Annotated in this window: 15 protein-coding genes and 1 pseudogene; 3 read left to right on the forward strand and 13 right to left on the reverse strand. The window is 39.7% G+C overall.

Annotated elements, in window-relative coordinates; genetic code table 11:
- Window positions 1–35 precede the first annotated feature (35 nt).
- The 3 genes from AN486_RS07540 to AN486_RS07550 all read left to right on the forward strand — a co-directional run bounded on the left by AN486_RS07540 (window position 36) and on the right by AN486_RS07550 (window position 1,829).
- Entirely contained in the window at window positions 36–473 is a 438-nt protein-coding gene (locus AN486_RS07540) for a hypothetical protein (protein ID WP_053539501.1), read from the forward strand.
- Window positions 474–636: 163 nt separating this feature from the next.
- Window positions 637–1,248, forward strand: coding sequence for a peroxiredoxin (locus AN486_RS07545; protein WP_168636733.1), 612 nt, complete (start codon window positions 637–639; stop codon window positions 1,246–1,248).
- A gap of 44 nt (window positions 1,249–1,292) precedes the next feature.
- A complete protein-coding gene (locus AN486_RS07550; protein ID WP_053539503.1) occupies window positions 1,293–1,829 on the forward strand; it encodes a peroxiredoxin in 537 nt (178 codons plus the stop codon).
- Window positions 1,830–1,841: 12 nt separating this feature from the next.
- On the opposite strand, the gene AN486_RS07555 is transcribed toward AN486_RS07550, so the two are convergent.
- From AN486_RS07555 to AN486_RS07615, 13 genes and pseudogenes are all read right to left on the reverse strand, one after another.
- Window positions 1,842–3,761: a tetratricopeptide repeat-containing serine protease family protein gene (locus AN486_RS07555; protein WP_290599950.1), complete on the reverse strand. Its 1,920-nt coding sequence runs from the start codon at window positions 3,759–3,761 to the stop codon at window positions 1,842–1,844.
- A 71-nt stretch (window positions 3,762–3,832) separates the two neighbouring features.
- Window positions 3,833–4,660, reverse strand: a complete 828-nt coding sequence (locus tag AN486_RS07560) for a serine protease (RefSeq protein WP_053539504.1) — start codon at window positions 4,658–4,660, stop codon at window positions 3,833–3,835.
- Window positions 4,661–5,193: 533 nt separating this feature from the next.
- Window positions 5,194–5,868 (reverse strand): COP23 domain-containing protein, encoded by a 675-nt coding sequence (locus tag AN486_RS07565; protein WP_053539505.1) that lies wholly within the window; start codon window positions 5,866–5,868, stop codon window positions 5,194–5,196.
- A gap of 104 nt (window positions 5,869–5,972) precedes the next feature.
- Complete coding sequence (locus tag AN486_RS07570; protein WP_053539506.1) at window positions 5,973–6,626, reverse strand: COP23 domain-containing protein; 654 nt, start codon at window positions 6,624–6,626, stop codon at window positions 5,973–5,975.
- Between the two features lie 480 nt (window positions 6,627–7,106).
- Window positions 7,107–8,009 (reverse strand): annotated as a pseudogene (locus AN486_RS07575) (DUF1565 domain-containing protein); the annotation flags it as partial.
- A gap of 483 nt (window positions 8,010–8,492) precedes the next feature.
- On the reverse strand, window positions 8,493–9,635 hold the full coding sequence (locus AN486_RS07580; protein ID WP_290599955.1) for a hypothetical protein: 1,143 nt from the start codon (window positions 9,633–9,635) through the stop codon (window positions 8,493–8,495).
- Window positions 9,636–9,777: 142 nt separating this feature from the next.
- Window positions 9,778–10,806, reverse strand: coding sequence for a hypothetical protein (locus AN486_RS07585; protein ID WP_290599957.1), 1,029 nt, complete (start codon window positions 10,804–10,806; stop codon window positions 9,778–9,780).
- Window positions 10,807–11,467: 661 nt separating this feature from the next.
- Window positions 11,468–12,445 (reverse strand): J domain-containing protein, encoded by a 978-nt coding sequence (locus AN486_RS07590; RefSeq protein ID WP_290599959.1) that lies wholly within the window; start codon window positions 12,443–12,445, stop codon window positions 11,468–11,470.
- Window positions 12,446–12,747: 302 nt separating this feature from the next.
- Window positions 12,748–13,203 (reverse strand): AAA family ATPase, encoded by a 456-nt coding sequence (locus AN486_RS07595; RefSeq protein WP_168465300.1) that lies wholly within the window; start codon window positions 13,201–13,203, stop codon window positions 12,748–12,750.
- Window positions 13,204–13,275: 72 nt separating this feature from the next.
- On the reverse strand, window positions 13,276–14,565 hold the full coding sequence (locus AN486_RS07600; protein WP_096669720.1) for a glucose-1-phosphate adenylyltransferase: 1,290 nt from the start codon (window positions 14,563–14,565) through the stop codon (window positions 13,276–13,278).
- Window positions 14,566–14,665: 100 nt separating this feature from the next.
- Window positions 14,666–15,940 (reverse strand): diguanylate cyclase, encoded by a 1,275-nt coding sequence (locus AN486_RS07605; RefSeq protein ID WP_290599964.1) that lies wholly within the window; start codon window positions 15,938–15,940, stop codon window positions 14,666–14,668.
- 357 nt (window positions 15,941–16,297) lie between these two features.
- Window positions 16,298–21,628 (reverse strand): chemotaxis protein CheB, encoded by a 5,331-nt coding sequence (locus AN486_RS07610; protein WP_290599966.1) that lies wholly within the window; start codon window positions 21,626–21,628, stop codon window positions 16,298–16,300.
- A 283-nt stretch (window positions 21,629–21,911) separates the two neighbouring features.
- On the reverse strand, window positions 21,912–24,662 hold the full coding sequence (locus AN486_RS07615) for a DUF499 domain-containing protein (RefSeq protein WP_290599968.1): 2,751 nt from the start codon (window positions 24,660–24,662) through the stop codon (window positions 21,912–21,914).
- Between the last annotated feature and the right edge of the window lie 32 nt (window positions 24,663–24,694).

Here is a 24,694-nt window from a genome sequence, read left to right on the forward strand (position 1 = left end):
ATAAGTCAAGCAATTTGATACGTAGGAGTATTAAAATGGGACTGAGTGAAGAAATAATGAATTCTAGTCATAAGGACTTAATTGTCCAAGACTGCTGCACCATGATAGACGTACAACTAGCATCTAAGTCAGGCATGAGTGGCATAGCCCTAAAAGCCGCCTTTGCTGCACTGAAGGGAATTCAACCGGGTTATATCCCCAATGTTATTGAGTCCCTCCTCCCAGTTTGCTTAACTGCAATTGATCCCATCTGGAGTGAAGGAGTGCAACATGGTGAACCAGTAAAATATCTCACAGCAAATAGTGGTCGCACTGCAAATGCGCTATTGAGCGTAACCGATGCCAGGGTTAAAAATACGAAACGCCAACTTGTGCGAGGAACTTACGAAAAATTCCGTAATTCCGCAGAAAAGCACGTACAAGAAGCAGTACCAGATTTAGCTCAAGTGATTGGTAAGTATGCGAATAATTAGGATTTGCACCAAAAATAGAAGTTAGTCTTTCGGTCTTTAGATGCGCTTCCACGTAGGCTACGGGAGCGCATATCCCTAAAAGCCAACTTGCAGATATCCTGCTTCGTGATATAATTTATTATTGATGATATTGAGTTAAAAAGTCCCTAATTCAGCCGAAAATATGACACTTACCTATAGAACAGAGGGATGTCTCCGTATTGGTCAACAAGCTCCCGACTTTACAGCAACAAGCGTAGTAGATCAAGAGTTTAAGTCAATTAAATTGTCTGATTATCGTGGTAGATATGTTCTTCTGTTGTTCTATCCCTTAGATTTTACCTTTGTTTGTCCAACTGAAGTAACAGCATTTAGCGATCGCTACCCAGAATTTAGCCAACTAAATACAGAGATATTGGGTATTTCCGTTGATAGTGAATTTTCCCACCTCGCTTGGATTCAAACAGATCGTAAATCTGGTGGAGTCGGTGATATAAATTATCCCCTAGTTTCCGACATCAAAAAAGAAATTAGTGCCGCTTACAACGTTCTTGACCCAAACGCTGGTATTGCTTTGCGGGGTTTATTCATCGTAGACAAAGATGGTATTCTGCAACACTCCACTATTAATAACTTAGCCTTTGGTCGCAACGTAGATGAAGCCCTGCGAACATTACAAGCAATTCAGCACGTTCAGTCCCATATTGATGAAGTTTGTCCTGTTAACTGGCAACCTGGAGACAAAACCATGAATCCTGATCCGGTGAAGTCTAAAATTTACTTTGCTGATATTTAGAGAATGGGAAATTTGGTAATTAAACTTCTAATTTTGAATTTTTTATGCTGACTTCAACTGATTTTACTGGCTTATTTAATGAGCGATTTTTCCATAATTTTCTACCCATACCAGCGCTAGATAATTTTAGATTGGGTGTAGGCACACCAGATTTTAAACTATCAGATATCACTAATAATGCTGTAGTTAAGCTATCTGATTTTCGCGGTAAACAACCTGTAATAATTGCCTTTACCAGAATATTTACCGAAAAGCAATATTGTCCATTTTGTTATCCCCATATTCAAGCTTTAAATGAGAACTATGAACAGTTTAAAAATCGGGGAATTGAAATTTTATTAATTACCAGCACCGACAAAAAGCAAAGTCAAATAATAGTTCAAGACTTGGGCCTAAAAATGCCATTATTAAGTGATTCCAGTTGCCATACATTTCGTACTTATAAAACTGGACAAGCATTGGGAGCGCCCTTACCAGCACAATTTGTATTAGATAAAGATGGCAAACTGCTCTACAGACATTTATTTTCCTTTTTAGATCATAATGCCAGTATAGAGACACTTTTGGAAAAATATAATTGAATAGGACGCAGTTTAATTAAAAGCTCCTAACCTACCTGTACCCCGATTGTATTGATAACTTTCCCGAATTAAACTAGGATGAGGACTAACACAATATCGTTTACCATCAATCATAATTGTGACTAACTTTTCCCCAGAGGTACAGGAAACATTAGTTAATTCCCAGCTTTTAATTAACTCTACATTGGCATCAGTGGCAATCTGGGAAGTTGGTTTTGGATTTTCCTGTACTTTAGTCAAAGATTCTAACCTACCTGTACCCCGATTGTATTGATAACTTTTCTGAATTAAACTAGGATGAGGACTAACACAATATTGTTTACCATCAATCATAATTGTGACTAACTTTTCCCCAGAATCACAGGAAACATTAGTTAATTCCCAGCTTTTAATTAACTCTACATTAGCATCAATGGAAGAGTTAGAAGTTGGTTTTGGCTTTGCTTCTGCTTGAGAATTAGAAGTTGGTTTAGGATTTCCCTCTGCTTCAGGCGCAGATTTTTTAACATAACGCCTATTAAATATTTCTGCGGATTTTTGATAATCTGCAAGTGCATTTTGATAATTACCAGTTACAGTGTAGGCTATGGCGCGGTTAATGTAAGCATTAAAATCATCAGGATCAATAAGAATAGCTAGAGTTGACACTTTTATAGCTGCTGGATAGTCTTTCAAGTTGTTAAACACATCTGCTTGAATTGTGTACCCATAACTATTGTGAGGATCAAGACGAATAGCTTGTTTGGAAGATTCCAACGCCGCTTGATACTTTCCTAATTTAATATAAGCCATACCCTGATGGGCATAGGCAGCAGCATAGTTAGGGTTGAGACGAATTGCTCGGTTAAAATCCTCAAGGGCTGCTTGATCATTTTGTAAGAATATCTGACTCCAGCCCCGGTTGAGGTAGCCATCTAAGTAGTTAGGATCAAGAACAACAACTTGGTTAAAATCTGTAAGAGCTTCTTGATGTTTGCTGACCCATGTGTATGAATATCCCCTTTTAAAGAATGCTTCTATATATTTAGGGTCAAGCTTAATTGCTTGAGTAAAATCTGCCGCTGCGTCCTGATAATTATATTGATCTAGTTTAGTAATACCTCTGGCATAAAAGTCTCTTGCTGACTGAGGATTGTTTAAACGGGTAGCAGGACTTTCACTAGTAGAACTATTATCCTTCTTGATGGGGGTGTTTTTAATAATTGGCTCACTTGTAGCTAAAAAAGTATTAATAGGAATCCCCGCATTAAATCCTGTTTTCTGTGTTACCACTGCTCCCGTTTCTGTTTTATTCTTACCTGAAGTATCAGCTAACCCGTGAATGGCCACAACTCTACCAGCAATATCAAACACAGGACCGCCACTATTACCAGTTATGGTTCTAGCATCGTAAATCAAACCATAGCCATTAATGGCATTACTGGCACGAGAAACAACTATTCCCGTAGTGAAAGCAAAGTCTCTGGCAGCTCCAACCTTATCAAATACGGCTGGAAACCCACCAACAAAGACATCTGCACCCTCTACCATTTGATCAGAGTTTCCTAAAGTCGCAATAGGATAATCTTCTGGAGCCACAAAAGTAGCTATAGCTAAATCTGCGTCATTTCTAGTTTGCTGTAATACTTTAATATCTTTGACAGGATAATCTTTACCCGTGTTTGTGCGTATAGAATAAGTAGTATCTGTAGCGCAAGTAATTTTTCCTGCCCGGCCTAAATCATCACACACCACATGATTAGCTGTGAGTACAGTGTAAGTGTTACCTTGTTTAGAAATAATGACTCCTGAACCGCCGGGAGTAAGATCACCCCCTGCATTAATTTGGACTGAGGTGCTTTTAGCAATTTGAGCAATCTTTTGGGTACTAACAGTATCAGCAGCAGATGTTGGTAGAGAAATTACAATAGTTGCGATTACTGTCGTAGTCAAGATGGTATAATTTACCCTGGTAAAATATAAATTCATATTCTGATTCTGAGTCTTCTTGTAAATTCTAGTAACTATGTTTTATCTTCCTTGACAATTTCTTGTTCTTCGAGAAAAGCAAGAACATTGTCAATAGGAATAGCCCAACTGAGAGATTCCATTTGCAAATAATCTTCTTCTTTTGGTATAGTCCCATCGGTAAAAGTAAAAGCCTCAATACCTTGAAAAGGATACTTTAACAGCCCATTAATACCAATTAGTTCACCTTGCTGATTTAAGGCAGGTCCCCCACTCATCCCTTGAAAGATATCATTAGTGTTGCCTAATTGATAACCTCCAGGGAGAGTTTTAGTAATCTGCATTTTAATAGTTCCAGGTTTGACTTGAAAGGCTTTAACTCCCCAATTTCGGGTTTCTTCCATTTTAGTGATCTTCTTGCCTTTGAAGACAAAATGCCAAGCTGGAAAACCAGAGGCGTATACTGTTTCTCCCTCAGAAATAGCTTTTGACTTTGGCAATTTTACTACTTGATAATCCTGTGTACTAGTAAATTTTACCAGGGCTAAGTCCAATTTTTTCGTATTCATGCCATTGACTTGTTGCCCCTGGTAAATCTTACCATCAGCAGTCAAAATGCCATAACCATCTTCAGGACTATCAGCAACTACATGATTATTTGTCAATACTGTATAAGTTTGCCCTTCACGTTTAATGACCACCCCTGAGCCAGAACCAGATTGAGTTAAAATCCTCACAGTTACCTGATTGGCAATTTTGGCTGCGGTAACATCAGGCTCGGATGTAGCACCTAAAACTACTGGGGTGGAATGGGCATACAACTGAATCACACAAACCGTCGTAATAAATATTAAAAACAACCTGCGAGCTATGGGAGAAAACATGATTAATATTCAAATAATGTGGATTAAATCATGCTTACCAATTGTATATTATTAATTAGGGAAAATATCAGAATTTCATCTGTTCCCTAATTACAGGAATACCCATCACCTTTTTCCCCGCACCTCTCCCTAACCCAGGGGAGGTGGGGGAGGTGGGGGAGGTGGGGGAGGTAGGGGAGGTGGGGGAGGTAGGGGAGGGAAGAACAGAAGTTTTTTCCGATCATCATTACCATCATTACCCGTCAAAATAAATTTGACGAACTACTAGTACAGGTTGGCGTAAATAATATGACTATTAAAAGCTCCGAAAGTTTGATTGATTACAAGGCTTGAAAATGGTTCATTCACTTACACCGCAGTGTAAGTAGTGAGACAAAATTAATTACACAATGTCATTGCGTTAGCGCAGCGTGGCGTTAGCCATATGGAACGAAGTGAAATGAAGCGATTCCAAGGGTTGTGATTGCTTCCCTTCCCTCGCAATGACTGTAAATATTTTTGTCCAATTACTTACTAGCAACTTGAGTTAATAATTACAAACCACGGGAGTTATCTTGAACGGCAGGTGTCTTTGCCGGTTGCCGACCAGAGAGATTACGGTTTCTTGTTAACACATCTTTCAATTTGATCTGTACACGACCTTGTGTTTCACGGACGGAACCTGCGCTAGAACCTTCACGACTGATTTGCATGATTTGGGCAAGAACTTGGTCTGCCTTCTTGGCATTTTCTGGTTTCAGTGTAAACAGAGTATTGCGTCCATTGCAACCAGTGTCATTTGCTGAAACTACGCAAATGACAGTTTTATTGTTAACTCGACCGGTCATCAACACAACATCCTTGAGGCTACCACCACTTTCAGCTACAGCTTGATTTAATTTTGGTGTCACGATTTGGCAACGACCTTGGGGAGTAAATTTCTCACCAAAATACTTTGAAGCTGCTGAAGTCCAGATAATGACAGGGATTGGCTGACCACCGGGTCGCTGACCAACCGTAGCCACGCTACCATCACCCTGGGGGACGCAGGTAAATTTAGTCCCAGTGTTGGCTACCTCCGATGGTTCTACATCTGGCATCGCACTACTGTTACTATTATCAATTGTATTATCCACTGGTGGTAAGGCTTGAACCGTATCTCCCAAACCAACAATGCTAGATATGGCTAAAGTGGCAACTACAATCGCTGTTTTTAATTGATATTTCATAAGACTCCCTAAATGTTAAAAAGAAGAAGAAATGAGACTTTTCCAGTTTTAGACTGATGTAAATGTCTAGTTTTCTCTAGACTTTATTAGCAGGATGTTGATAATTACAAACCACCGGGGTTATTTTGAGCAGGAGGGTTTCTTCTGGTTTGCCGGAGTGGGTGATTGGCATTCATGGTTAGCAAATCCTTCAATCTCACCTGGACACGACCTTTTGTTTCCCGAATTACGCCGGCACTGGAACCCTCACGACTGATTTGCACGATTTGGGCAAGAATTTGGTCTGCCTTCTTGGCATTTTTCGGGTTGAAGGTAAACAGAGTATTATTGCCATCACAACCAGTGTCATTAATAGAAACTACGCAAATGACGGTTTTACTTCCGACTTGACCGTTCATCAACACAACATCTTTGAGGCTACCACCACTTTCAGCTACAGCCTGATTAAATCTTTCTGTCACGATTTGGCAACGGCTTTGAGGACTAACTTTCTTGCCAAAATACTTGGAACTATCTGAAGTCCAGATAATGACAGGGATTGGTTCTCCACCAGCTCGCTGACCAACGGTGGCTACGTTACCATTTCCGTCAGGTACACAGGTGAATTGAGTTCCTGTATAGGATTCCTCCGACGGATCTACATCTGAATTAACACTATTATCTACTTTTGGGAAAGCTTGAACTGTAGACCCCAAGGCAAAAATGCTGGAGAGGGCTAAAGTTGCCGCTATCATCGCTGTTTTCAATTGATGTTTCATAAGACTTCTTAAATGTTAAAAATGGGAGGAGATAAGCTGTTCTGGATCTGATTTACGCACGAACCACAGAGGCACAGAGGTCACGGAGAAATTAGGGTTTGAGAGATATTTTGTTTGTGTATACTGAAAACGGTTCATGGTTTAACCAATATTAAACCCCTCTGGTAAACCTCTCCCTAACCCGCTTACCGGATGTCTCTATAAACCCCCTTTTCTCCGAGACGAAGTAGATGTAGGGGAATCTGCTAAAGCTTTGAGGTTACCAGTAGCCTGATTATATTGGTAACGTTTAGCTGTTAAGTCAGGATGGGGCGTAATGCAGTATCGTCTGCTACTCATGATGATGGTGACGACTTCGCTACCAGGGTTACAGGCTATAGGTGTTAGTTCCCATTTTTTTAGCAGTGCTATGTTAGGATCATCGGCTGATAAATCAGCGTTTTGCGAAGGATCTGGTGTTTCTGTCGTTGTGACATCAAACATGGTGTTGTTTTTCGTAGCATTGTTGAAGTTATAACGACCATTATTAGCAATGACATTGCCACCTGGGTTATTACTAGTCCCCAAATCAGGTAAAGCATCATGAATGAGAACAACACCATCCCGAGTGTTGTTCTGAATTGTATTTTTACGCACTGAAGGTTTAGCGGATTCGGAAATCACTATACCATCTTTGTTTTGAACGATTTGATTTTCTGTTAGCAAGGGCGCGGAAGTATTACCAATGGCTAAACCAAAGCCGTTATTCTGAAATAAATTATTACGAACTTCTCCCTGGCTTGATTTGGTTAGGGAAATACCGTTGGCGCTGTTTTGTACAAATCTGTTATTTTCAATTTTAGGATTTCCTGTACCTGTAACAAAAACTCCGTCTCTAGCATTGTTAGTAAAGGTACTGTTTTTGATCGTTGGGTTAGTTGATTCTACCCATACACCTGTACCCCTTTGATTGGTGTTGGTGACGGTTACACCTTCGATTGTGGTATCTTGATTTGTCAGGATGGTAATATTCTGTTTAGCGAAGGTGCGACTGATATAATCACCACCACCGGAAATAACTACTCTCTCACCCCTGCTGGATTCATCACCCCGTAATGTTACGCCTGGTTTGAGTAATATGGGGAATGATTCGTTGCTATAATTACCAGGAGCTAATTGAATAACTGTACCCGGTTTGGCTTGACTGAGGGCGGAAGTAATGGTTTTGTAGGGGTTTGCTGATGTTCCAGCTTCAGCAGCATTTAAACCATTAACAGGGTCAACATAAATTACTCGGGCAACGGGAGGCAATTCGGCTTGTACTGGGAATGTGACAATTAGGGAACTAGATATGGCTAATGTCGCCACGAACCAAGAGGTTTTTGATTTGAACCGATTACTCATAAATAACTCCTTGATTTGATGAGTATATGCTTATTCTATTAAAAATTAAACCATAAATACTAGGATAATCTCAAAGTTATACATATACATTACTTATATACACCTGATCCGGATTAGTTGCTAAAATCCCCGTCATTCCGTTGATAATCCCAAAATCCCCGGTTTGAGCAACTCAGGAAATGCTTATGAAACGAAAAAAAATCTAGCAGGTTGGTTGTAGGTCAATACTTGTCGGTTAAGCTCAAACAATGAAATTGTGTAGGTTGGGTTGAGCGATAGCCATTGGTGTCAACTTAACGTAAAACCTCTATCCCGCAAAGAACTCAAGTCATCTCATTCCCAGTCAGAGACTGGGAATGAATTCTAGAAGGCTTTGCCTTCAATAATATTAGAGGCAGAGCCTCATTAACTGCATTCCTAGTCAGAGACTAGGAACGAGATGTGGTAGGGATTTGAGCTTAAGTTGACACCAATGAGCGACGGCTATTTGATCCCGGTTCTCAATTGTTTGAGTATGCCACCAATACCGACGAAACCTGTATTTCGAGAGAGATTCTTGAGAGCTTTCGGTTCACTGTTGAGGATAATCCCGTTGTAAGCAACAATAGCATCATTCAGCTTATTGATATTTACACTTAGCCCAGCACCGCCTTGAGCAATGACATAAACAGGTTTGAGAGCTTTGGTTCCTGCTATCAGCTGTCCTGATGTTGCTTGGGCTAGGGGCTGATTTGGTAAGGAAGCGTTAGTAGAACCAAACAAACCTGTGAGAGATGAGACTAGTGCTGTTGCTTGTTGTGGGGAAATACCCGCAGCGATGAGACTGTTTGTCAGAGCTACCGCAGCTTGTTGTGACCCAGCACCGCCTGTGACTAGTGAAGCAACGGATGCTGTACCACCATCCCCGCCCGTTGTACCATCCCCGCCTGTTGTACCGCCTGTTGTACCACCTGTTGTACCATCCCCGCCTGTTGTACCATCCCCGCCTGTTGTACCACCTGTTGTACCACCTGTTGTACCACCTGTTGTACCACCTGTTGTACCGCCTGTTGTACTAAGAGTCTGAACAATAGCAGCAGCCAACTGATTCACAGCAACCTGGACTTGTGGTGCAAGACTCATCACAATAGTATTTGGCGTTGCACCTTCTGTCACAGTGACGCTAGATGAAGTTGATTCTACGGTCGCTACTGATATCGGAACTGTCGCAGTTGTGTCACCACCTGTAGTTGTGTCACCACCACCTGTAGTTGCGCCACCACCACCTGTAGTTGTGCCACCAGTTGTAATAACCGCCGACGTAGTACCTGTTGTGGAAACACCAGTTGTAATGGCGGTTGAAACACCAGATATGATGGGAATGGTGATAGAAATTCCTGTTGCTGTTGTTGCTGTTACTGCTGGTGTTGTTGTTCCTCCTATCGTTGTTGTTGTTGTTGGTGTTGTTGTCGTTGTTGTTGGTACGGCAAACCCACTAGTTTGTGAAGCACCAGTAGCAGCGCCAGCATCAACACCGGCTGAACCTTTACTGGGACTGAAACTCTGGGCTTGGCTTGGTAACTGCCAAGCAAATAACAGCAGAGGACTCAAGCTGAGGGCAAAAATGAGATTTCTGGTTTTCAACATGATGATTATCTAAAATATGGAACTGTTTGACAATTGATGCTATAGTCGCTGATTCCCTGGATATTTTTTGGCTATAATATCCCTTAAAATCTTTATATACAAGGGTTTCAGGTTTATCGCCACGCTACTCTATCAGCAAGCCCTATTTAGGCAAGAAATTGAAACCATAACCTATACTTAGCGCAAATGTTGTGCCGCCTACACTGTTATCTGTGAGATCCGCGCCTTGGAGTGTAATTGTTAAGGGTAACGTAGGTACAGGCACGAAAGAAGCGCCAAGGTTTAAGCCAACTCCACTCCAGCCGAAGCCCACACCGACTTGGGGATGAACTTGCACACCTGCTCCGGCAAATACACCAGTACTGGCGTTACCTTGCCTAAAGTCACCACCTCCAACCCCCAGGGAGAATGAGACGGGCATTTTATTCACAGCATCATTAGGCTTTAAAAGAGAGTAGCTTGTTACCACACCATAGACGCTGGAAGGCCTGATCTCTTCATTACTGTCCTTAGTTTGATACTGGGCAAAGGCTTTCCAGCCAGCAGCTACACCAACTTGATTGGTTCCTTTAGCGTAGACAATGCGGTGAGCTTTTAAGTCAAAGGTGCCATTAGCACCAAAGTTTTTGATACTACCGTTGTTGAAGGATAATTCTAGACCAACTAGTTTCTGGGAATTCCCTAAACCAAAACCGACGCTAGTGCTTCCGTCTATGTCATTTATAGAGTTACCTCTATTACCAGCGGTTGCTGCTGATGCTCCCACAAACGCATCACCCATGTTAGCGCCGAAGGCACTGGGAGCAGCAAAACTGAGTCCAGGTGGGTAGGTTTGTTTAGGTGCTACTATTTTAACTTTGATGAGGGGTTCAACTAGTAGCTCTTGGCGGATTTTATTAATATCGTCCGGATTGCTGTCCGCTGTTTGTGCAATTAGTTGTGGTTGTTGTTGCTCAGAAATAGATTCAACCTTTGGTTCTAATTTGGCGGCTGTGACTACTTTATCTGTGATTAATTCACTGGGCTGATTTTCAGTTACTATGTCATCTGCCGCAGATGCGGAATTAACCGAAATGGTGGTGGTTAGCAGCAAACTTGGTAGGGTTAGTAATAAACCCAAGTGGCAAAAGCGTTTGTAGTGATTAATTAGTATAAGAGAATGCTTTTTCATCTATATCACTCCTCACAAGATGTTATTCAGTGGCAACAATCCATGCCCCTGTATACAGCTATACAAGATAATTTTTGAATTTGACTGAATTAAGTAGGTGGATGTGAAATATACTGCGAACGGTTCATAGTTTAACCAAATATGAAACCCCTCTGGTAAACCTCTCCCTAACCCTCTCCTAAGAGGAGAGGGAAAAGGAATAATATTTAATACTGGAGAGGCTTTGAACTGGTTCTTTGTATGATAAAAAAGTCCAGCTTCTAGCCGTTTTGAGTATAACCAAAATGTGTAACGATATGTAAATTCACCTCGATGGGTTATTATCGTTGAGTTTTAGCCATTTCAAAAAACGAAATATATTTTGATTTTCCTCCGCCCAGGTACTTAATATTCAGACGAAATACTAACTATTTTGCATATATATCTACAAAGGACTTGACCACACACTTTTTATTGTACAGGAAATGTAACTTTAAAGGCAAGCTTTACATAAGTAAATATTTTCTTTAAATTAACTACGAGTTTTTAAATATATATAAGCTAATATTAGGCTGTAGCAAATTACTACAGCGCAGGATGTGAAAAATTGGGGAGAGTTTTTTGTAAGGGTGACAAAATAGCAGTTCTGGATTGTTTTCTCAGGAAATGCTCTCAATAGTTCTTACAATTTAACTTGTGCTAAATGACTGCGGGGGTTGTAAGTGCGGATAGCCCGAATTTTTTCATAACATTCTCGTTCTTGGGGGGTGAGGTCTTTGGGGGGAGCGATCGCTACTTTGACAAATTGATCACCACGTCCACCTTTAGCTATAGGCCAGCCCTTACCACGTAAGCGCAGAGATTGACCAGAACGAACTCCCGCAGGTAGCTTAACACTGACATGACCATCGGGTGTGGGTACATCTATCGCTGCACCTAATGTGGCTTCATCAGGGGTAATTAAGACTTCGCAAACCAGATTGTCCCCTTCTATTTGGAAAAAAGTATGGGGTTGTAATTCTACCTTTAAGTATAAATCTCCCCGTTGTTGACTCATGGGGTTAATTTGGCCTTTTCCTTTTACCCGTAAACGAGTCCCAGTTTTAGCACCACCAGGAATACGCACATCAATAGTTTCGTTTCCTAAACTAAAGCGTTTTTGAACACCGGAAAATGCTTCTGCAAAAGTTAAAATAATTACAGCTTCTGTATCTTGTGTGCCACCAGTACCGCTATCTGGAAAACCAAAATCGTTAAAACCGCCACCTGGTCTACCGGAAGGAGTCCGATAAGAGTAACTTTGTCGTCCGCTGCGAGGACCTGCACCACCAAATAATTCGTTTAAGAAGTCATTAAAACTGCCGTATTGACCAAAATCAACTCCGCCCATATCCCCAGGACCACCACCGGGAAAACCTTGACCGGCTTGTTTCCAATATTGACCAAATTGATCGTATTTTTTGCGTTTATCTGGGTCTGATAATACTTCGTAGGCTTCATTAACTTCTTTAAATTTGGCTTCAGCCTGTTTGTTATTGGGGTTAACATCAGGATGAAATTTACGGGCTAGTTTGCGAAAAGCTTGTTTAATTTCTTCTGAAGTGGCGGTTTTACTAATTCCTAACATTGCATAATAGTCTTTAAAGTCGGTTGCAGCCATCTACTAGCCTCCTATATAAGTTTACGTGGCGTTGCTGATTAAGGGTATGAATTTTAGTCTCACGCAAAGGCGCAATCACGCTTCGTGATCTCGAAGAGTAGACGCAAAGGTAAGATTTTTAAAGGTTCAATTTGGAAATTTCATACCTCGATTCAGCAACGCCGTTTACGTTATGTTTTTCTAACTTTTATTTGGTCTAATCTCAGATAAAAAGACCCTGACATTAGACTAACAAATCATTCCTATGATCAAGTGTGGTTCTTGCTGAATGGGCGATCGCAATTCCCGTACTTCTGCTATGATTAAAAGAATATAAGCTCATCTATTCCTTCTTCTACACTAGGGGGAGCATCCTGGAGTTGACGGTGCATTCGGAGAATGATATCTTGGGGAACTTGGCGAATCCGTCTTTGATTTCGGGCCAAACATAGCCAAACTGGAGTTTTTACCCAAACCCCCATGATATAACTAAAGCCACAATCACGGGCGAGAGTAATTACTTCCCGACGATTTTTCCTTTGGGCGTTGGTAGCATCAAAAATCACTTCTTGATCTGCGGTTATGGCTTGCTGTAATTGCTGTTCCAGTTCGCGCCAAATTAGCAGCCAGGGTCCTTGAATTGCTTCTGAGCCAAAAAGCTGCCCTCGGATAGCATCTGTGGAAATTAGCTGCATCTGAGGGCATTCTGTCAATAATTGTTTTGCTAAGGTTGATTTACCGCTACCAGGAAGACCAATTAGCAAAATTAATTTAGTCATAGGGAATAGGGAACAGGGGACAAGAAAGATAAATCATCCAATTACCAATTACCAATTACCAATCACTACTAACTAAATAATTGTACCATCAGGAATTAAAGCATTTTTGAGAACAACGACAATGCCGCTACGGATGTAAAAGCCTTGCTTTTCTCTTTCTGCTTCTTGGATGTTGTCTTTATTGATAATTTTCACATTGTTACCAATGCGGGCATTTTTATCAATAATGGCACGGCGAATAATGGTATCTGTGCCAATACCGACGGGAACATCATCTTGTTCTAAACTGCATTGTCTTTCTACAGATGGTTGGTAATAGTCAGCACCCATGATCAGGGTTTCTTCAATTACCGATCCTGATTCTATCCGCGATCGCACTCCCAAAACTGAATGTTGAATCCGACAATCTTTCAAAATACAACCGTCGCCAATCATAGATTCTGTGATTTGGCAATTCAACAGTTTAGAGGGGGGTAAGTAACGAGCGCGAGTATAAATCGGTGCTGCTTCATCGTAGAAGCTAAAAGGAGGTAGGGGTTGCTTAGTCAGGGCTAAATTAGCCTCATAAAAAGATTCAATTGTCCCAATATCTTCCCAATAGTCGTCAAATAAGAAAGCTTGAACATTGTGATCCTTCGCTGCGTCAGGAATAATTTCCTTACCAAAATCAGTCCGTTCTAAAGATTCTTTTAGCAACTTAATCAAAACATCTTTTTTAAAGACATAAATCCCCATTGAGGCGATATATGGCTGTAATGCAGCTTGTTCCTTTGTCAACCCCAAGATGGTGGTATCAACACGCATTTGTGCTAAAGCTTCACCTTTGGGTTTTTCGCTAAAGTCAATTACCCTACCTGAATCATTAATTTTCATCAAGCCAAAGTCTGAGGCGCGACGATCATCCATAGGAATTACAGAAAGTGTAATATCAGCATTGGTATCTCTGTGACGCTGGATAAATTGTCGGTAATCCATGCGGTAAAGATGATCACCGGAAAGAATCAGAAATTCTTCTACATCCCACTCTTGTAACATCCAGATGTACTGACGCACAGCATCAGCCGTACCTTGGAACCAGTTGGGGTTTTCTGGGGTTTGTTGTGCTGCTAACACTTCCACAAACCCATCGCTAAACCCACTGAAGTTGTAAGCACGGGCGATGTGACGATTCAGAGAGGCTGAGTTAAATTGAGTGAGGACGTAGATTTTGAATATTTCCGAATTGATGCAGTTGCTAACAGGTATATCTATTAGACGATATTTCCCTGCTACTGGTACTGCTGGTTTGGCGCGGAGTTTAGTTAACGGATAAAGCCGGGTACCCGCACCCCCACCCAGAATAATTGCTAAAACTTTTTTCACAAAATTTCTCCCAACTGCCTTTCACTCTCATCTACAGTTTAGGACTGTATGTAACAACTAATAAAGGGGGATCAAAGAATCTTAGGGATGAATTTTTTCTTTACCCAGAAATGGCGATCGCGCGATCGCATCCAGACTCTTTAGCTTGACAAAGAGCATCATCGGCACGTTTTAGTATCACTGTGTCGGTTTTATCATCAGCTTGATAGACAGTTACGCCAATACTGATAGTAATTTTCATGGGTTGAAAGGTAGTATCTATCTCTAAATTACGAATTTGTTCACATAGATGTTCAGCTATTTCCATCGCTTTTTGTAACGTTGTCGCTGGTAAAATGATCATAAATTCCTCACCTCCCCAACGCCCTACTGTATCTTCATTGCGTAACCACTTAACTAACAGTTGAGATATTTCTTTTAATACTTGATCACCAATGGGATATCCATAGGAATCATTGACAAATTTCAAGTGATCAATATCAATTACTAAAAGTGAAAAAGGTTCTTTGTAAGATTGAGTTCGTTGAAATTCTTTTTTCAAAATTGCTAAAATGTTGCGTCTATTGGCAATTCCAGTTAAGGGATCAGTATTTGCTATTTTTTTCAATTTCTGACTTAATATTTTCTGTTTGTTTAAAGCAATTCTTAATTTATTCTCAATTTGATTGCGTTCACTTACATCTCTCATAGAAACAATTGAGACTTTTTGATCTAACCATTCAGTTTTCCCAACGGTAATTTCTGCCCGTCTGAGAATTCCCCGAGAACGAATAATATCAAGTTCTGCAACTTTTCCTACTACAATTGGTAGTCCCAATTCACGATTAATTAAATCGGATAATGGTCTATCAAACATTTGCGCCGCAGCCGGATTAGCAAATTTTACAACTCCTGCTTCATCAACAATTAAAATTCCATCTTTGATATGAGTAACGATGGTATTGAGTTTATTTTCACTTTGTTGTAACTGTCTAGTTTGGCGTTTTAGTTGAATATGTGTCCGCACACGGGCTAATAATTCTGTAGATCGAAAAGGCTTGGTTACATAGTCAGCCGCGCCCTTTTCAAAGGCTTCTAATAAATGTTCTTCTTCGTGACTAGCAGTCAGAAATAAAATTGGTATATGATGATAATCTGGATTTTTCTTAATTTGTTCGCAAACTTCCAAGCCACTCATTTCTGGCATCAATAAATCTAATAAAATTAAATCTGGTTGAATTGCTTGAAGACGTTGGAGGGCTTCTTTTCCACTTAAAGCATAGGTAATGGAATAACCTTGTGTTTCTAGGGTTCTTCCTAAAACTTGAATATTTTGAATCAGGTCATCAACAATTAATATTGTACAATCTTGGGGATTAAAAGCAATTTTTTCCATTATTTATATAGGGGTTGCTGAAAAAGTCTTCTCGTGGGGGCAGGCAAGAGGCAAAAGGCAAGAGGCAAGAGTGAAGAGTGAAGAGTGAAGAGGGTTTGGGCGATTTTACGTTTCTTTACACAGTTTGGTTTTATTGTGTTCACCTACTTATTTTCTTTTTTAGCAGACTCAAACCTTTGATAAGTAGTGAGACAGAATTAATTACACAATGCCATTGCGTAAGCGTTGCGTGGCGTTAGCCATATGGAACGAAGTGAAATGAAGCAATTCCCAGGGTTGTGATTGCTTCCCTTCCCTCGCAATGACTGTAAATATTTTTGTCCAATTACTTATATTTGTAGAATTTATGATAATCTTTTAGGGTAGCAATTTTTGTAACTTTTTGCTAATTTGTGGGAAATTAGCAGCGGTGTCAGCCAAATGAGCCAAATCAAAGGTATCAATTTGGGTTTTTAGCGTATTAGCGTATTCTATCAAATCAGGACATTTATACTGTTCTCCCCAATTTTGTAATCGCAGCGCAAAAGCTCGTAGTTGGTCAATTAGGAGGGTTTGATGTAAGGTTTTCCAGACAGACGCTTCTTCCTGTTGTAACAATTCTATCAGTTCTGGTAAATTTTCTAAGACTTGGGGCGACATTGGGGAAATGATGGTTTGTGTCTGGGAAGTAGATTTTAACTCTACTGATAACTGGGAGGGAAATAAACGTTGCAACTCACTAAAAAGATCCTGACGACTAACTGGTTTGCGAAGAAATCCTTGAGCTAAGGGTTGTAATTCTTCAAAGTCCTGTTCTTGAATGGAAGCTGTGACGATGATTACACAAATATCCGCTGTTGAGGGATTTTGCTTCAGGGCTTGTAGAACGGTGATTCCATCCATTTGCGGCATGACCAAATCTAGTAATATCAGGTCAGGATGATGTTCAATGGCTAATTTAAGAGCGATCGCCCCATTGTCTGCCATGATAATTTGGTGAGCAGTAGCATTAAAATAGGCGAAGAGCAAATCTCGGTTAGATTGTACGTCATCAACAATGAGAATTTTCAGAGCCGGAAATTGACTTAAATCATGATTTTGTGGGGTTAATGAGGGTGAAATTGCTGTGGTTTGAGTGACTGTAATTTCGGGAAATATTAAGGTGAAGGTGCTACCCTGTTCCAACTCACTTGTTACCTCAACTGTACCACCCATCATTTGCGTTAGACGGCGGCTAATAGTTAATCCTAGCCCGGTTCCGCCGTACTTGCGATTACTTTGTCCTTGACTTTGACGAAAAGCATCAAAAATCAAAATTTGATCACGGGGAGAAATCCCAATTCCTGTGTCAGCAACAGAAATTTCTAAATGGGCGTTATTCTGAATATTAGGGTTAATGCGGCTATGGACACGGATGGTAATCCCACCTTTTTCGGTAAACTTAATTGCATTACCGACGACATTCACGAGAATCTGCCGCAACCGGACTTCATCAATATATATTTCGACGGGAATGGATTCATCAACGTGGAGATTTAAAAATAATCCTTTTTCTTGCGCTCTTTGTAAGAACATTTGTTGAATGTCTTGCAGAAGTGAGGGAAGATTCACAGATTCATAGTTGAGTTTGAGTTTCCCAGCTTCAACTTTGGACAAATCTAGGATATCATTAATTAAGGTAAGCAAAGTCCGACCATTGGTTTGAATGGCTTGGAGATAACTTTGGGCTAAGTCGTCACTGACAAGGGTTTGTAATAGTTCGGAGAATCCTAAAATAGCATTCATGGGCGTGCGAATTTCATGGCTCATGTTGGCGAGAAATTCACTTTTGGTGCGACTGGCGGCTTGAGCTTTTTCGGTGGCTGCTTCTAGGGCTAAGTTTTGTTGAGCAAGTTCTATTTGTCGCTGTTCAGCCTGTTGTAGAAGTTTAGCATGAGCGATCGCAATTCCCACTTGAGCAGCTACAGCTTCTAAAAGGGCAACATCTTCAGTAATCCAATGGCGTTGATGATTACATTGGTGTAAGCAAATCAGCCCGTTGGCTTTTCCTTGATAGGATGTACGAATTGCCAATACTGATTTTAGTCCAATTTGTTGAGAAATTTCTCTACTTGATGATACCAATGGATCTGCAAATACATCATCTATAATGATTGCTGTATCTTGCTGAAGGATTTGATGAATTTGGGGATTACCGGCAATAGGTCCTAGGACTCCTTGAAGGGAAGCAATATCACCGCTCAAGTATTCTGCTACTATTGGTAGATGTTCCGTTGGTTCAAGTTCGTAAGTATGCAGGAAACAACGATCTACGCCAAAGGCTTCACCAATGCGGTTTGCGGAGGTTTCAAAGATTTTTTGGGGTTCGAGACTTTGGCGAATTTCGTCGGTGATTTGTTTTAATAGTCGTTCCCGTTGTACCTGTTGTTCGAGAATCTTTTCAGCAGCTTTGCGATCGCTAATATCAACTAAATAGCCTACACACTCTAACGGCTCATTTTCTTGATCCCTAATTAACCGCAACTGAGCAAAAAACCACCGATAGTCACCATCAGCGCAGCGTAACCGATATTCTAAGGAATAGGTATTATCAAATTCTAACCTATTTAATCCTGCTAACACCCGATTTCTATCTTCGGGATGGATATAATCATACCAAAATCCAGTTTCATCTAAAAATACTTCAGGAGAATAACCAAGAATCAACTGCACGTTATCACTAATAAAGGTAGCTCGATAATCTCTAGTAGGTTGACAACTAAATAAAATAGTTTGGCTAGAGTTCATTAAAGCTCGTAATCTTTCTTCACTTTGGAGCAAAGCCATTTGTGCTTGTTTGAGTTCGGTAACTTCCACAACTACCGCACTGACAGCCTTACCCCCATCAAGTTGATTAACAGGATAATAACTAGCAATCCAATGTCTTTGGATATTTGGTTGTGAAGGTGTAAACCCAGAAATCTCTATATTGCGAATTGGTTTTCCTGTTGTTAATACCTGATCTAAAATCGGTTCAACCCGATTGGCTAAATCTGGTAATACTTCTCGGAGTTTTTTACCAATATGTGCATTGGCTGGTAAACCATTAATTTCCGCCATTGCTTCGTTAACTCGCACAAAGCGGAATTCTTCGTCATGAAGTACCAACCCCACAGGATTTGTATTATAAAGTTTTTCTAATTCCTCCGTGCGACGTTGTAGAGCTTCCTGGACTTGCTTAATTTCATTAATATTTACAAAAGTAATGACCACACCATCGGCTTGTCCATCATCTCTGAGATATGGATATAACCGCATCAACAAATGATTTTCTGTATTATTAATTCTTACTTCTTGTTCAATGGGGCGTTCTGTTTCCACTACCCGCTGTAATAGTTCCAGCAGATTGGGACAATTCATATTATGGGTAATATGCTGAACCGGACGTTCGACATCAGTTTCTAACAGGTTAATAGCAGTTGTAGCTGCGGGAGTAAATTTACGAATTCGCAATTCTCTATCTAGGAAAATTACGCCAATTTCACTACTTCGCAGCAAATTATCCACGTCGTTGGATAATTCTAATAATTGACGAATTTTCGTTTGATATTCTGTATTAACTGTATATAGTTCTTCGTTAACGGAATGTAGTTCTTCATTGGTACTTTGCAACTCTTCATTAGAAGCCAAGAGTTCTTCATTAGTGGCTTGTTGTTCTTCGTTAGTAGTTTCTAATTCTTCAATTGTGGCTTGGAGATTTTCTCTGGTTTGCTGTAATTCGTATTCTAAATCAAGAATGCGTTGGGTTGCTTCCGCGTCTTGCTGAAAAGCTTCAGGACGGTTGGGTAAAGAAGGACGTTCTTCATTCTCAATAATTAACATGAAGAAGTCCGTCATGCGGGTATCTCCCGTATGATAGGTAACTTCTAAATTGACACTACGAATATTATTGCCCTGATTTAAGTGAATATTACCGTAAAGAACAGTTTTTCGTTCTCGTTTGGCACGATGTAGGGCAGTATTAATAGGTAATTTTAGGGTAGTTGGGACTAAATCAGCGATCGCTCTGGTCATTTGTCCTTCTGGGACTTGCATAATCTGTACCATATCAGTAACGACGTGGAAAAGTTCCAAATCATCATTAACTAACAAACAGGTACATTGTCGGCGGCGGACAAAAGCACTAAAAGCTGCACCCAAAGCCGGATCAAATTGCACTGTCCCCCGTCTGGTTTGACTAGGACGAGCAACGACGGGAGTTATATATTCTAAATTTTGATTCAGAATCGGTAAACGCACATTTCGCCGCTTTTGATAAATTTTAAACTTCTCATACAGGGGACTAAATTCTTCAATTAATTCCCCTGGTGTTTCCGCTGCACCCAACAACAAAATACCCTTGTGCATTAAGGAAAAATGCAGCATTCTCATTACGTGCTGTTGCAAAACTGGCTGCATATATATCAGGACATTACGGCAGCTAATCAGGTGCATTCGCGTAAATCCGGCATTTTTCGCCAAGTTGTGGGGAGCAAAAATAATCATTTCCCGCAACGCCCGCGACACATGGAAATTACGGTTACGGAAGGTAAAATATTTTTCTAAGCGTTTACGAGAAACATCAATACTAATACTTTCAGGATAAATCCCTTCGGCGGCTTTACTTAAAGCGGCTGCATCTATATCTGTGGCGAAAATTTTCACACTCAGTTGTTTACCTAAACGGTTGATGACTTCATCCATCAAAATCGCCATAGAATAGGCTTCTTCCCCGGTAGCGCAAGCTGTCACCCATACCCGCAACTGTTGACCATTTTCTAAGGGGCTAATTAATTCAGGTAAGACTTCTTTATCTAAGTATTCCCAGGCTTCTGAATCCCGGAAAAATCTTGTCACCCCAATCATTAAATCATCTCGCAGCAGCGCTCGTTCTTCGCTGGAGGTGGTTAGATATTGTACATATTCATCTAAGAGATTATGCCCACTCAGGGAACAACGGCGGTAAATGCGGCGGCTGAGGGTGCTGGGTTTATAATAGGAAAAATCGAGCTTTTCATATTGATTAAGAATTTGAATAATGGCGCGGAGTTTCTCTGATTCTAGTTCTGGAAGTAATGATTCCCCTGGACTTGCTCCTTGGCGCTGCATTTGGATGATTTCATAAATCGTCCTTGCCATTTCTGCCGGTGGTAGCACTTGATCTACAATACCTGTAGCGATCGCACTTTGGGGCATCCCATCAAATTCTGCTGTTCCTGGTGACTGGACAAAGGTTAACCCACCGGACTCGCTAATGCTTTGTATCCCCCTTGTGCCATCACTTCCCGTTCCTGAGAGAATCACAGCCATTGCTTGTTCACCATGATCTCTTGAAAGAGAATCGAGAAAAATATCAATGGGGAAATTCGGTTGTTGTCGCGGCGGTTCGCTTTGCTGAATTAACTCTAATATCCCATCATTAACAACTAAATTATTCTGAGGCGTAATTAAATATACTGTATTCGGTTCAATCTGCATTCCGCTTTGTACCCGCTTCACTGTCATGCGAGTGCGCCGTTCTAGCAGTTCTTTCATTAAACTTTTAAAGTCTGGAGACAAGTGTTGGACTACAACGAAGGCAGCACCACTGTCTGCGGGCATATTATCAAAAAACTCTTCTAATGCTCGTAGTCCTCCCGCAGAAGCTCCAATGCCAACTACAAAGCAATGGGTCTTAGTCTCTTCAGACACTACTTATAAACTCCTAATTTTATTTGTTAACTATTGTATAGCACCAAAAGATAAATTACTCAATTTTGTGGGATGGGCATCCTGCCTGTCCTTGACCATAACATCTGCTCAAAGTCTCGAATACCGTCCATGATTCGGTAATATTTGGGATTACTTTGAAATAACCAATATGCCATTATTTTTTTCCTTGAGAAGTTGGTCGGGTGACGGGGGCGATCGCCTATTCAAGTTGGCTAAACTGTGGTAGCGAATTATATTCGCCAAATTTTTTAGCCTTAATCTATTATTTTTCATCCTCTTCCCAATTCAAAATTTTTGAATCTAATTGTTTCAGGGTTTCTTTCACTGTATTGTCTAATGTATGACGGTCATACCCCTGGATTGATTCTGCTTCGATTTCAATGGTAATTTTAATGTTGGATGCTCCTGCTTGAAGTGGTGTAATTACACCACGAACTAGATTAGATAGTTTACTCCAAGGTAAATCTGCTTTGAATTTAACTTTTTTAACTTTAGTTTGAGTTTTTGCTTCACTGGAAGGATTGACATTATAAGTTCCAGATGGAGTTTCAACCTTGCCAGGATTTACTAAAGGATTTTCACCCGTTGAATTAGTTGATGTTGAATTACCTGATGAAGTTTGACTTATATTTTCTGGTGTTTTATTACTATGAGAATCTGAATTATTATTTGAATTATTATCAGATTGAGTTTGTAACTGTGTTTTTTCTGCTTGAGCAAGTTCAGGACGTACTAAAATAGCTGCTAATGTCACTTCATGAAGATTATCTTCATAATAAAGTTTTTCATTAAATCTAACACCAAATTTACCTTCTTTAACTCCTATTTTCACTGCTTCTAAAATGACTAATTCATTTTCTAATAAAGGTTTCTGTCCAGGAGTTCTGAGAGAGTTATTATAAATATCTTGTAAACTTTTCTCAGTTTCATTAGCACTTAATCCCTTTAAAAGTACATTTGGTGCAATCTTAGAAATAATATGGCGTTGATTTTTGAGGTGATTTTCTATCCGTTCTAGCCAAGAATTACCTTCTACTTTTGTAGCTGTACTAAAATCATTATAATCTATAGTATTTTGACCACACCATGCTAGATGACGATAAGCTACAATCAAACCGTTTACTGTGTCTTTTTTCGCTTGGCTCAGTTTGTCCTGTAAATCAGTTTTAGATGATAATGAAAGAGTCTTTTTCAGGTCTTGATCTTCTGTGATAGCACTTAAAGCCAAATAGCGTTTTAGGTGCTTTTCTAGTGTTACATAATTAGCAGCATCTACAATTACTAAAAATACTGTGTTTTTATAAATGCGAAAAGATGTATTGCTAAATAATTCTTGGGTAAATTTCTCAGTCTCTTCATCTCCCTTTTTATAATTAGGATGTAAAATCACTAATTTAAACTTAGTATGATCAGGAATATCCTGAGACTCTTTCCAAATATGGGTTTCAAAAAATTTACTTTTAGGCTGTTCTTTGATTAATTCCCGTAATTTATCTGTAATTTGTTCATCATCAATTAATTGCTCCCTATCAACAATAACTCGGTTTAGATTGGGTTCATTTTTAAAACTATAAAGAGGTTTTTCTTCATGAAAATACCAAAGATTATCGGCTAATTTTGCTATAGCATCTCCAATGATCGTAGAAGGAATACTACTATTAAGTAAGGCTATTCTTAACCAAGATAAACTAACTCCTCTTCTATCTGAACCACTAAAAGAATAGAAAAATACTCCTGTTGCTAATTTGGACGCAATATTATATTTTTCATATTCACTTCCCATATCTCTATCAATCTGTTGAGATTTACCCATGATATCGGAAGTAATAATACTATCAAATTCATTGCCAATATGTTTAATTAATTCTCGTTTTAATGCTGGATTTGATAGGTTTATTTGTGATGATTGAATTAAAGGATCTGCACCTTGTTTATAAAGGTCTTTAATTACTTCTGCTAATAGCCTTAATACTCCTCTAGTGCGCTGAAATGTAGGAAATGAACCCCATCTTTCATACAGAGTATCTATCAATTCGGGATGAAAAGGATAGGCTTGTTCTATTTTATCCCGATAGCTAATTTCTTTGACTTCTGAGGGTACATCATTACCTAGTTGTTGATAAAGACGAAAATAGGTTTCTGCTGTTTGTTTATGCTGGTCAATATCTCCTATACTATCAAATAAACGTTTTCTGACAACTTCATAAATCTCTATACCGTCTACAGGTACATAAATAGTTTCTACTCTACCAGCTATTTTTTCTAATTGCGATAATGCTCTAGTTGCGGCTTCATCAAATTGTTCTAAATCACTTTTTGGTAAAGTAAGAATTAACACTGAATTATCAGAAGCGGCGATGACTTCGGTAATTTCTTGTAAAAATACTAAAGTTTGTCCTTGGGCAATTTTTTCCTGTTTTTCTAGTTGGTTAGCTTTGGTAATATATGCTAATAATTCATCTATTAAAATCAAAACTGAGCCACTTTGTTTGATGATTTCTCTTAATAGTTCCTTCCCTGGAGCAATACGTTTTTGGTCATGGTCTTTAATTAAATGATAACAACCCAGTTGTTCTGCTATTTTCCCCCAAGGAGTTTTACCATTAATTACATCAGCTTCTGTTCCTACAAATACCGCTACTTTGGTACTAGGAATTGATAAGTTATTAGCTAAAGATTGAATTTGGGATAAATGATTAATTTCACTAAATGATTTAACCAGATGATAAATTGCTAATAAAGAATGGGTTTTACCACCTCCAAAAGGGGTTTGTAGTTGAATAACTTTATCTCCCGTACTATTAGCTATACAGGTTAAAACGTTACAAATTAATCTTTGTAAACCGCTAGTTAAATAGGTTTTTTCAAAGAATAAACGAGCGTCTAAATATTCTTGGGGTGCTGTACCTTTAACCACTTCTGCAATATCCACAGCAAAGGATGATTCGTTAAATGTACCGTCACAAATTTCTTTTCTTGGGGTGGCAATATTCCACCATGCTGGTAATGTCATTGTTTTTTCTCCTGTTATTTGATTTGGTAATA

Origin of the sequence: Anabaena sp. AL93, from assembly GCF_001672085.1 — a bacterium.
GTDB lineage: Bacteria > Cyanobacteriota > Cyanobacteriia > Cyanobacteriales > Nostocaceae > Dolichospermum > Dolichospermum heterosporum.

Excerpts from the sequence above, each read along its gene's own strand:
- AN486_RS07540 (WP_053539501.1), top strand. The coding sequence starts at position 36 with ATGGGACTGAGTGAAGAAATAATGAATTCTAGTCATAAGGACTTAATT.
- AN486_RS07545 (WP_168636733.1), top strand. The coding sequence starts at position 637 with ATGACACTTACCTATAGAACAGAGGGATGTCTCCGTATTGGTCAACAA.
- AN486_RS07550 (WP_053539503.1), top strand. The coding sequence starts at position 1,293 with ATGCTGACTTCAACTGATTTTACTGGCTTATTTAATGAGCGATTTTTC.
- AN486_RS07560 (WP_053539504.1), bottom strand. The coding sequence starts at position 4,660 with ATGTTTTCTCCCATAGCTCGCAGGTTGTTTTTAATATTTATTACGACG.
- AN486_RS07565 (WP_053539505.1), bottom strand. The coding sequence starts at position 5,868 with ATGAAATATCAATTAAAAACAGCGATTGTAGTTGCCACTTTAGCCATA.
- AN486_RS07570 (WP_053539506.1), bottom strand. The coding sequence starts at position 6,626 with ATGAAACATCAATTGAAAACAGCGATGATAGCGGCAACTTTAGCCCTC.
- AN486_RS07580 (WP_290599955.1), bottom strand. The coding sequence starts at position 9,635 with ATGTTGAAAACCAGAAATCTCATTTTTGCCCTCAGCTTGAGTCCTCTG.
- AN486_RS07585 (WP_290599957.1), bottom strand. The coding sequence starts at position 10,806 with ATGAAAAAGCATTCTCTTATACTAATTAATCACTACAAACGCTTTTGC.
- AN486_RS07590 (WP_290599959.1), bottom strand. The coding sequence starts at position 12,445 with ATGGCTGCAACCGACTTTAAAGACTATTATGCAATGTTAGGAATTAGT.
- AN486_RS07595 (WP_168465300.1), bottom strand. The coding sequence starts at position 13,203 with ATGACTAAATTAATTTTGCTAATTGGTCTTCCTGGTAGCGGTAAATCA.
- AN486_RS07605 (WP_290599964.1), bottom strand. The coding sequence starts at position 15,940 with ATGGAAAAAATTGCTTTTAATCCCCAAGATTGTACAATATTAATTGTT.
- AN486_RS07615 (WP_290599968.1), bottom strand. The coding sequence starts at position 24,662 with ATGACATTACCAGCATGGTGGAATATTGCCACCCCAAGAAAAGAAATT.